This window comes from Mesorhizobium sp. M1E.F.Ca.ET.063.01.1.1 (genome assembly GCF_003998155.1).
In the GTDB taxonomy this organism is placed as follows: domain Bacteria; phylum Pseudomonadota; class Alphaproteobacteria; order Rhizobiales; family Rhizobiaceae; genus Mesorhizobium.
In genome coordinates, this window is record NZ_RZSC01000148.1 from 1 (window position 1) to 10,395 (window position 10,395).

Annotated in this window: 8 protein-coding genes; 2 read left to right on the top strand and 6 right to left on the bottom strand. The window is 65.1% G+C overall.

What is annotated here, in order from left to right; genetic code table 11:
* The 6 genes from EOA29_RS13465 to EOA29_RS13490 form a co-directional block, all read right to left on the bottom strand.
* Nucleotides 1–1,110 (bottom strand): CocE/NonD family hydrolase (locus EOA29_RS13465; protein ID WP_127220998.1); only part of this gene is annotated, 1,110 nt, incomplete at its 3' end.
* 165 nt (nucleotides 1,111–1,275) lie between these two features.
* Nucleotides 1,276–2,121, bottom strand: a complete 846-nt coding sequence (locus EOA29_RS13470; RefSeq protein ID WP_127220999.1) for a fumarylacetoacetate hydrolase family protein — start codon at nucleotides 2,119–2,121, stop codon at nucleotides 1,276–1,278.
* Between the two features lie 228 nt (nucleotides 2,122–2,349).
* Nucleotides 2,350–3,081, bottom strand: coding sequence for an SDR family oxidoreductase (locus EOA29_RS13475; protein ID WP_127221000.1), 732 nt, complete (start codon nucleotides 3,079–3,081; stop codon nucleotides 2,350–2,352).
* A 246-nt stretch (nucleotides 3,082–3,327) separates the two neighbouring features.
* Entirely contained in the window at nucleotides 3,328–5,703 is a 2,376-nt protein-coding gene (locus tag EOA29_RS13480; RefSeq protein WP_127221001.1) for an aldehyde dehydrogenase family protein, read from the bottom strand.
* Nucleotides 5,704–5,868: 165 nt separating this feature from the next.
* A complete protein-coding gene (deoC, locus tag EOA29_RS13485) occupies nucleotides 5,869–6,918 on the bottom strand; it encodes a deoxyribose-phosphate aldolase (RefSeq protein WP_126090695.1) in 1,050 nt (349 codons plus the stop codon).
* Between the two features lie 151 nt (nucleotides 6,919–7,069).
* Nucleotides 7,070–7,897 (bottom strand): ferredoxin--NADP reductase, encoded by an 828-nt coding sequence (locus EOA29_RS13490; RefSeq protein WP_126090696.1) that lies wholly within the window; start codon nucleotides 7,895–7,897, stop codon nucleotides 7,070–7,072.
* A 220-nt stretch (nucleotides 7,898–8,117) separates the two neighbouring features.
* Between EOA29_RS13490 and EOA29_RS13495 the strand changes: the two genes are divergently transcribed.
* On the top strand, nucleotides 8,118–10,190 hold the full coding sequence (locus EOA29_RS13495; RefSeq protein ID WP_126090697.1) for a hydantoinase/oxoprolinase family protein: 2,073 nt from the start codon (nucleotides 8,118–8,120) through the stop codon (nucleotides 10,188–10,190).
* Between the two features lies 1 nt (nucleotide 10,191).
* Nucleotides 10,192–10,395, top strand: a 204-nt coding sequence (locus tag EOA29_RS13500; RefSeq protein WP_189478887.1) for a hydantoinase B/oxoprolinase family protein, incomplete at its 3' end; no start/stop codon positions are given.

Consider the following 10,395-nt stretch of genomic DNA (forward strand, 5'->3'; position numbering starts at 1 on the left):
GGCGAGCCCGCAATTCTGCGGCGAGGCGACGATCGCCGGCTTGGCGCCACCAGGAACGAGCTCGGTCACCTCGACCTTGATGTTGGGCGACGGCCATTCCCGCTCCGCCACCCAGCGGCCCGGCCGCTCCGGATGCCATCGGGCCGGCCGCACGCTGTCCATGACATAGGCGCGGTAGTCCGGATCGTTCTCGACGCCTGTCTCGGCGCCCTTCAGCCAGCGGTCCCACCAGCGCAGCGCCTCCTGCAGGAAGCCGATGGCCGGACTGGGCGCGGCGTAATGCGGGTATTTGTGGATCCAGGGCCCGACGATGCCCTTAACGGGTGCCTCGATGTTGGTGACGAGATTGGAGATCGTGTTGCGGTAACCGTCGTGCCAGCCGCCGATCGACAGCACGGCCGCATGAACAGCCGAGAAATCCTCGCAGATCGAGCCGCGCTTCCAATAGGCGTCGCGATGCTGGTGGCTGAGCCAGAGCGGCAGAAGGAAGGGCTGGTTCTCCAGCCGGCTGAGCCACAGGTCGCGCCAGCGGTTGCCGCCGGCAATCAGCGGATCCGGCGGGCGCGACGAATAGGAGAGCATCGTCGAGGCCCAGCCGAAATTCTCGAGCAGCAGGCAGCCGCCCTTGTAGTGGATGTCGTCGGCATAGCGGTCGACGGTCGAGCACAGGCTGATCACCGCCTTCAGCGCCGGCGGCTGCTTTGCCGCGACCTGCAGGCAGTTGAACCCGCCCCAGGAGATGCCCATCATGCCGACACTGCCGTTGCACCAGGGTTGCGCGGCCGCCCAGGCGATGACGTCACAGGCGTCCTGCAATTCCTGCTCGGAATATTCGTCGTCCATCAGCCCTTCGGAATCGCCGTTGCCGCGCATGTCGACGCGGATCGAGGCATAGCCGTGGCCTGCGAAATAGGGATGCGTCAGCTGATCGCGGAAGATGGTGCCGTCACGCTTGCGATAGGGCAGATGCTCGAGGATCGCCGGCACCGGATTTTCCGCCGCATCCTCCGGCATCCATATGCGGGCCGATAGCCGGCAGCCATCCGGCATGACGATGCCCATATCGGGAAATTCGACGACCTTGCGAGGAAATTCAGTGACGGTTTTCATGGGCCGCATAACGCCCTGCCCGGAGATGACTTTCAATCGCTATTCGCGACCTGGCGCAGCGAAATCTGCGACCTGTCACGAAGGCGGACGGCTGGAGCGGTTCAGCGTTTTGGCAGAATCGCCCCAGCTATTTGTCTTCACGCAATCCCGGACCAGATACGAGCCTTACTCGTCCGCCTTGAAGGTCTGCTTCTGCTGGCCCATGCCTTCGATGCCGAGCTCGACCACGTCGCCGGCTTTCAGGAACACCGGCGGCTTCATGCCGAGGCCGACGCCAGGCGGCGTGCCGGTGGAAATGATGTCGCCGGGATGCAGCGACATGAACTGGCTGAGATAGGACACCAGATATTTGACGCCGTAGACCATGGTCCTGGTCGAACCGTTCTGCATGGTCTTGCCGTTGACGGTCAGCCACATCTTCAGGTTCTGCGGATCGGCGATCTCGTCCTTGGTCACCAGCCAGGGGCCGATAGGACCGAAAGTGTCGCAGGACTTGCCCTTGGTCCACTGGCCCTGGCGCTCGGCCTGGAAGGCGCGCTCGGAAACATCGTGCGCGACGCAATAGCCGGCAACATAATCCAGCGCGTCATCCTCGCTGACATACTTCGCCGTCTTGCCGATGACGACGCCGAGCTCGACCTCCCAGTCGGTCTTGACCGAGCCGCGCGGGATCAGCACGTCGTCATCCGGCCCGACGATGGCCGAGCTTGCCTTCATGAAGATGATCGGCTCCGGCGGCACGGTGGCGCCGGTCTCGGCGGCATGGTCGGAATAGTTGAGACCGATGCAGATGAATTTTCCGGTGCCGGCAACGCAGGCGCCCATGCGCGGCTTACCGGAAACGGCGGGAAGCGATTTCGGATCGAGCTTGGAGAGCATGTCCAGCGAAGCCGGATTGAGCGCCGTGCCGGCGATGTCGGGGACATAGGCCGAAAGGTCGCGGATTGTCCCATCCTGATCGAGCAGACCGGGCCGTTCGCTGCCTGCCTCGCCATAGCGCAACAACTTCATCTTTCTTCTCCACCTTGCGGCCAAAGGCCGTTTTGCAACACTCTTCGCCCGGATGACGGCTTCACTGCGAAGGCCGGCGGACCGTATTCGTCAGCCCGATCTCCGGCAAGCACGCATGGTGCCCAGGGCAGCCGGCGGGCAGGATTTTCAGACTTTCCGATCCTCTGCCAATTAACGCGGGGTTGGGCGCGATCTTTCTGTCCGCCAACGGTTTTTTCCCGGCGGCGATCAGATCGACCAGCCGCCGTCGATATTATAGGCCTGACCCGACGTGTAGGTCGCTCCCGCCAGATAGACGGCGAGATCGGCGATCTCCTCGGGCGTACCCAGCCTTCCCATGGGCTGACGGGCGATGAAGGCGGCACGCGCCGCCTCATAGTCGCCCTGCGCATGCATCCGGTCCTGCAGCGACGGGCTCTCGACCGTGCCCGGGCAGATGGCATTGCAGCGGATTCCTCTGGCGACATAGTCGGCGGCGACCGCTTTGGTGAGGCCGACGACCGCCGCCTTGGTCAGGCCATAGACGAAGCGGTTCGGCACGCCCTTCTGCGAGCTCGCCAGCGACGCCATGTTGATGATCGAGCCGTCGCCGCGCTCCAGCATGCCGGGCAGCACGGCGCGGATGGTGCGGATCATCGAGTGGACATTGAGGTTCAAGGCGAAGTCGAGGTCCTCATCCTTCATTTCGAGGATGGAGCCCGAATGGACGAAGCCGGCGCAATTGAACAGCACGTCGACCGGGCCGATCTCGGCGAAGGCAGCAGCGACGGCCGCGTCGTTCAGCACGTCGAGCTTGCGGGTCTTGATGCCGGATGTCTTGGCGAGTTCGGCCAGCAGCGGCTCGTTGATGTCGGTGGCGTGAACCGTGGCGCCTGCCTTGGCGAAAGCCAGCGCGCTTGCCCGACCGATGCCTTGCGCCGCCGCGGTGACCACAGCCACCTTGCCTGCCAGATCCGCCATGCCTTTTCTCCTCGCCTGCCTGGTGCGTCCGCCTTTATCGATGGCCGGCTGCGGCGTCGTGTGCCAGACAGCCGGCATCGTGCGGCCTATGCTGCGATTTCACAGATAAAGATGTTTTTTCTCGTTAAAGAACACACGCACAAGCGTCAAGCCCGAACGCAATCAGCTTCGCGGCGGCGGCCAAGAACGGAGCCGCGCACCGAACCTCGTCGCCGCAACGGGGCTGGAGCGCAAAGGCGAGATGCCTCAGTCGCCGTAGGGCACCCAGACATTCTTGACCTCGATGGCGCGGCGCAGGAAGGCCTCGCCGGCGGCTTCGTTTGACGCCCAATCGAGAGTGCGGCCATTGCCGGTCCAGACGCGTTTGAGGTTGCCGATGGAGTCGGCCTCCGCCTTGGCGCAGGTGTCGGCGTCGGCGAACACCCAGAGCCCGTCGACATCGTCGTGCTTCGCCAGCACGCCGCAAAGCTCGGCGCTGCGGCCGGTGACGATGTTGATGGCGCCGGCCGGGATGTCGGAATATTCGATCACCTGGTAGAGGTCGGTCGCAAGCAGCGGGTGCCGCTCGGACGGGACGGCGACCACCGTGTTGCCCATGGCGAGCGCCGGCGCCACCAGCGAGACGAGGCCGAGCAGCGGCTGGCTGTCCGGCGCGACGATGCCGACGACACCCACCGGCTCATGCAGCGCCAGCGTGACCGCGCGGGCCGGCGGCTGGTGGACGCGGCCCTCAAACTTGTCGGTAAGGCCGGCATAGAGGAACAGCCGCTCGATCGACTGCTCGACCTCTTCACGGGCCGCTTTGGCGGCAACGCCGGTGAGTTGGACAAGACGGGCAGCGAACTCGTCGGCGCGGCCGGACAGGTTCTCGGCGAAATAGTAGAGCACCTGGCTGCGGTTGAAGGCCGTTGCATCCGGCCAGGCCTTGCAGGCGCGCGCCGCGGCGACGGCGTCGCGGATGTCCTTGCGGTTGCCGAGGCCGACTTCGCCGGCAAGCTTGCCCTTGGCGGTCGCGACAGCCAGCGAATAATTCCCATCCGGCCGCACCTGCTTGCCACCGATGAACAGCTTCGCCGTGCGGTCGATTGCCGTGCCGTCGGCCTGCTCGACGGGCTGGGCCGAGCCGGCTGCAGCCGGCTTGATGACCGGGCTGGCAGGCAGTTTTGCCGAAAGATATTCGAACATGCCTTCGCGGCCGCCTTCGCGGCCGAAGCCGCTTTCGCGATAGCCGCCGAAGCCGCAGGCGGCGTCGAACATATTGGTGCCGTTGACCCAGACGACGCCGGCCTTCAGTTGCGGCGCGACATGCAGGGCAAGGTTGACATTCTCGCTCCACACCGAGGCGGCAAGGCCGTAGCGCGTGTTGTTGGCAAGCTCGATCGCTTCCTCGGTATTGCGGAAGCTCATCGTCGCCAGCACCGGCCCGAAGACCTCTTCCTGCGCCAGAATATTAGCCGGCGAAACAGACGTCGCGAGCGTCGGCAGATGATAGTGACCTGTGGATGGCAACGCGGCGTCCGGCTGCCAGCAGACGGCGCCTTGCTTGGCGCCCTCGGCGATCAGGCCCTTGACGCGATCGAGCTGCGTGCGGTCGACGAGCGGTCCGATATCGGTGTTCTTGTCGAGCGGGCTGCCGACGCGCAGCCGGCTCATCCTGACCTTGACCTTGGCGACGAAGGCCTCGGCGATGCCTTCCTGGACCAGCAGGCGCGAGCCGGCACAGCAGACCTGCCCCTGGTTGAACCAGATGCCGTCGACCAGACCTTCGACGGCGCTGTCGAGGTCGGCATCCTCGAAGACGGTGAAGGCCGACTTGCCACCGAGTTCCAGCGACAGTTTCTTCCCCGATCCCGCGGTCGCCTTCCTGATGATCTTTCCGACTTCCGAAGAGCCGGTGAAGGCGATCTTCTGCACGCCAGGGTGATTGACGATCGCCGCACCCGCCTCCGGCCCACCCTGGACGATGTTGACGATGCCCTTCGGCACCCCTGCCCGCTCGCAGATCTCGGCGAACAGGATAGCAGTGAGCGGCGTGAACTCGGCCGGCTTCAGTACCACGGTGCAGCCGGCGGCCAAAGCCGGCGCGATCTTCCAGGCGAGCATCAGCAGCGGGAAATTCCACGGAATGACCTGGCCGACGACGCCGACCGGCTTGTGATCCGGAAAATCCTTCTCGAGCGTCTGCGCCCAGCCGGCATGATGGATGAAATGGCGGATCGCCAGCGGCACGTCGATGTCGCGGCTCTCGCGGATCGGCTTGCCGTTGTCGATCGATTCCAGCACCGCGAACAGGCGCTGGTGGCGCTGCATGGCGCGGCCGATGGCATAGAGCACCTTGGCTCTGGCGTAACCAGAGCTGGCGCTCCACTTCGGCAGCGCCTTGGCGGCCGCCGCGACCGCCGCATCGATGTCGGCGGCGCCCGCATCCGAGACCTTGGCGAGCAGCTTGCCGGAGGACGGCTCGCTGGTGTCGAAGGTCTTGCCGCTCGCCGCCGCCTTCCAGGCGCCGTCGATGAACAGCGCTTTTGCGAAATCGCGCGAGGCGATCCAGGCATCGGCTTCATTGCGGGCTTCCGGCGCCGGGCCGTAATCCATGGCGTGATAGCGTTCGAGGATGTTCATGGGGCGCCTCCTTTGCCCTCTCCCTTGTGGGGAGGGTCGATCGGCAGAGCCGATCGGGGTGGGGGTAAATGGCTGATGGTTCGGTGCATTGGACAGGCTGATCTGATTCTTCGACCCCACCCCGCCGCTGCGCGGCGACCCTCCCCACAAGGGGGAGGGTGGGCGTTACGCCATTGCGTGGCGATGGTTGGCCGAATAGTGGCCGGTCAAGTGATGCTCGAGCTGGCGTTCGATGTCGGTGAGCAGGCTGGAGGCGCCGAAGCGGAACAAGGTCGGCTCGAGCCAGGGCCGGCCGAGCTCTTCCTTCATCAGCACCAGCCAGTCGAGAGAGACCTTGGCCGTCGAAATGCCGCCGGCCGGCTTGAAGCCGATGAGATAGCCTGTTTCCTCGAAATAAGCGCGGATGGCGCGCACCATGGCAAGCCCGACGGGAAGCGTGGCGTTGACGCTTTCCTTGCCGGTCGAGGTCTTGATGAAGTCGGCGCCCGCCATCATCGCCACCATCGAGGCCAGCATCACATTACGCAGCGTGGAAAGGTCGCCGGTGCCGAGGATGACCTTGAGATGAGCCTCGCCGCAGGCGGCGCGCATGGCGACGATCTCGTTGAACAACTCGCGCCACTTGGCGCCGTAGACCAGGCCGCGCGGAATGACGACGTCGATCTCGTCGGCGCCGTCGCGCACCGAGGCCTCGATCTCCTGCAGGCGCGTCGACAGCGGCGCAAGCCCGTGCGGGAAGGCGGTCGAAACGGCTGCGACATGGACGCCGGTGCCGCGCAGCGCCTCGACCGCGGTGGCGACGAAGGGATGATAGACGCAGACCGCCGCCGGGCGGATGGTTTCGCCGGCGATGCCGAGGCCATCGACGATATCCTTGCGCAGCGGGTTGATCGCTTTGGCGCAGAGCCGGCGCACGCGCTCGTCGGTGTCGTTGGAATTCAGCGTGGTGAGGTCCATGCAGGCAATGGCGCGGAGCAGCCAGGCGGCCTGGTTGTCGGCCTTGATCGAACGCCGCTTGGTGAGCGTGGCGACGCGGCGCTCGAGTGCCGAGCGGTTGACGCTGCGCACCGATTCCAGAAAGCCGAGATCGAGCTTCATGCCGGGGTTGCGCGCAATGCCGTGCTCCAGCGGCACCGGCGTGTTGGCGGCGGCGCGCGCCGGCAGCGGCATGACCTTGGACGCGCCTGCGCCCGCCTCGCGGATCGTGCTGCTCATCTCCTGCCCTTTCTCAGCGACCTCAGCCGAAGATAGCCCGTGAAGCGATGCTTCACGAGTCCTTCAGTGGGTCATAACGGAAAAAGGCCACCGAAGCAGCAGATTTTTGACCATACGGTCAAAACAACATGTTGGCGGACTGCGACGCGCCTCAGCCGACGAAGGCGCGCTCGACGACGAAGCTCGCCGGATGGCTCAAGGAACCTTCCTGAAAGCCGAGGCTTTCGGCGAGCTCCTTGACGTCCTTCAGCATGTGCATCGAGCCGCAGATCATGATGCGGTCGGTCTCGGGATTGAGCTTGTCGATGCCGAGGTCGGAATAGAATTTGCCCGAGCCGATCAGCGCGGTGATGCGGCCCATGCGAGGCGACTCCTCGCGCGTCGTCGAGTTGTAGAGCGTGACGCGGCCGCCGGTCAGCTCGCCGATCAGCGGATCGGTCTCAAGTGCCGTCACCAGTTCCTGGCCATAGAGAAGCTCGGCCTTGTCGCGGCAGGTGTGGGTGAGGAAGACGTGGTCGAACTTCTCATAGGTGTCGGGGTCGCGCAGCAGGCTGGCGAAGGGCGCGATGCCGGTTCCGGTCGAGATCATGAACAACCGCTTTGCAGGCGTCAGCGCGTCGAGCACCAGCGTGCCGGTCGCCTTCTGGCGCATGATGACGGTGTCGCCGACCTCAATCTTCTGCAGCTCGGAGGTCAGCGGACCGTCCGGCACCTTGATCGAGAAGAATTCGAGCTCGTCGTCCCAGGCGGGGCTGGCGACGGAATAGGCGCGGAAGATCGGCTTCTCGGCGTTGGGCAGGCCGATCATGACGAACTCGCCGGAGCGGAAGCGCAGCGATTGCGGCCGGGTGATGCGGAACGAGAACAGGCGGTCGGTGTAGTGCTTCACCGAAACCACCGTCTCGGCATAAACATTGGCCGGGATCGGGAACTGAAGCGGCCTGACGCCGGCGATGTTGACCGCGGATGTCGTGTTCATCAAACCCAACTTTCCGGCGCGGACGCGGGGCGCAGGCGCCAAACTTTATCCCTTCGCGTCCGAACGGTCGGGTTCCAACGCGATTCTCACACACTGCCAACAGCAGGCCCTTGTGTTGGAAAGTTATTAGTATACAAACGATCTTGAGGTCAAGATCAGGGCGTAAAACACCTTTCCAAACTGGGACATGTCTGTAGTCTTAGCATTTCGGGTTTCGGCAATGGATGAGAAATTTTCGGCGTCGGCGGGAAATGTTGTCGCAGGCATCGATGTCGGCGGAACCTTCACCGATCTGCTGCTGATCGACGGCAAGGCGGGCGGCAAGGTGCATATCGCCAAGACGCCGACCACGGTGGAAAACCAGGCCTTCGGCGTGGTCGCCGCACTTGCCGCGACCGGCTTCCCGGTCGACGGCATCGACCTCATCGTGCACGGCACGACGACCACCACCAATGCCGTGCTGGAGCGCCGGCTGGCAAGGACCGGCATGATCACCACGCGCGGCTTTCGCGATGTGATCGAGCTCGGCCGGCGCACAAGGCCGCAAGCCTATGGCATGACGGGCACCTTCGTGCCGGTCATTCCGCGCGATCTGCGGCTCGAAGTCTCGGAGCGGGTCGAGGCCTCCGGCGCCGTGCGCATGCCGCTCGACGAGGCGGAAATGCGTACCGCCGTCAAGCAATTGCTGGATGCCGGCTGCGAGTCGCTCGTCATCCATTTCCTGCATTCCTACGCCAACCCTTCGCATGAGCGGCGCGCGGCGGAGATCGCGGCAGGGCTCTGGCCGAACGGCCACATCACCACCGGCCATGCGCTGCTTTCGGAAGCGCGCGAGTTCGAGCGCGGCGTGACGGCGGCGGTCAACGCCTCGGTGCAGCCGATCCTCGAGCGCTATGTCGAGCGGCTGCGCAAGGAGCTGGCTACCCAGGGTTATGCCCGCGACTTCCTGATCATGAACGGCAATGGCGGCATGATTTCGGCCCACTTCGTCACGCAGGAATCGGCCAAGACCGTCATGTCGGGACCGGCGTCCGGCGTGATCGCCGCCGCCTACACCGGCAAGCGCGCCGGCTTCGGCAACCTCGTCACCTACGACATGGGCGGCACCTCGACCGACGTAGCGCTGATCCGAAACGCCGAGCCCGCCGTGTCGAACGAGATCGAGATCGAATATGCGATGCCGATCCATGTGCCGATGGTGGCGGTGCACACCGTCGGCGCCGGGGGCGGCTCGATCGCGCGCGTCGATGCGGCCGGACTGATCCAGATCGGCCCCGAAAGCGCCGGCGCCAATCCCGGCCCGATCTGCTACGGGCGCGGCGGCACGGAACCCACCATCACCGACGCCAATCTGGTGCTCGGGCGGCTGGCGCCGAAGAAGCTGCTGGCGGTCGACAATCCGGTCACGGTCGAGCGCGTCACCCGCATATTCGAAGACAGGATCGGCAAGCACACCGGCCTCTCCGGCGTCGAGGCGGCCGGCGCCGTGCTGCGGCTCGGCAACATGAAGATGGCGGGCGCCATCCGCATGGTGTCGGTGTCGCGCGGCCACGACCCGCGCGATTTCGCGCTGTTCGCCTTTGGCGGCGCCGGGCCTCTGCATGCGACGGCGCTTGCCCGCGAGCTCGACCTGCCCCGTGTGCTGGTGCCGGCGCGTCCCGGCATCACCAACGCGCTCGGTTGCGTCGTCGCGGATATGCGGCACGACTTCGTCAACACGATCAACCAGCCGGTCGGTGGGCTCGACGAAGCTGGGCTTCGCGAGGTGTTGGAACGGCACCGTAACGAAGGCGAGGCGCTGATCGCCAAGGAAGCCGTAAAGCCCGACGCGATCCGCGTCACCCATTCCGCCGACATGCAGTTCGTCGGCCAGACGCATATCATCAACGTGCCGCTGCCGTCGTCATCGGTGACGCGGGCGACACTGCAGCAGCTGTTCGAAAAGGCCTATTTCGCCCGTTTCAAGGTGGAATTGCCCGAAATCCGCGCCAACCTCGTCAACCTCAACACCTCGGTGACAGGCGAGCGGCCGCAAATCGACCTGTCGCGGCTGATCGACCCGGCGGGCCGCGCGGCAACGCTTGACGAAGCGCGGCGCGAGATCCGGCCGGTCTGGTATCACGGCACCTGGCACGACACCCCGGTTTACAGTCGCGAAAAACTGCCGCTCGATGCCGTCATCGAGGGGCCGGCGATCCTGGAACAGATGGACGCCACGACAGTGCTGGAACCCGGCGACCATGCGCGCTCGGACGCGGACGGCAACATCATCATCGACATCGGCGAGGCCTGATATGCCAGCGTTCGAAGGGGCAAAGCTCGACACGATCACGCTTTCGGTGCTGCAGGCGGCCCTGCAACAGGTCTGCGACGAGATGGATTTGACGTTTTCCCGCGCGGCCTTCTCGCCGGTCATCGCCGAGGCCAACGACCGCTCCGACGGCATCTATTCGGCGGTCGACGGTTCGCTGATCGCGCAGGGCAGCCAGGGCCTGCCG

Bases quoted from the DNA above. Each gene is read 5' to 3' on its own strand.
- EOA29_RS13495 (WP_126090697.1), top strand. From the start codon at position 8,118: ATGGATGAGAAATTTTCGGCGTCGGCGGGAAATGTTGTCGCAGGCATC.
- EOA29_RS13475 (WP_127221000.1), bottom strand. From the start codon at position 3,081: ATGGCGGATCTGGCAGGCAAGGTGGCTGTGGTCACCGCGGCGGCGCAA.
- EOA29_RS13480 (WP_127221001.1), bottom strand. From the start codon at position 5,703: ATGAACATCCTCGAACGCTATCACGCCATGGATTACGGCCCGGCGCCG.
- EOA29_RS13490 (WP_126090696.1), bottom strand. From the start codon at position 7,897: ATGAACACGACATCCGCGGTCAACATCGCCGGCGTCAGGCCGCTTCAG.
- deoC (WP_126090695.1), bottom strand. From the start codon at position 6,918: ATGAGCAGCACGATCCGCGAGGCGGGCGCAGGCGCGTCCAAGGTCATG.
- EOA29_RS13470 (WP_127220999.1), bottom strand. From the start codon at position 2,121: ATGAAGTTGTTGCGCTATGGCGAGGCAGGCAGCGAACGGCCCGGTCTG.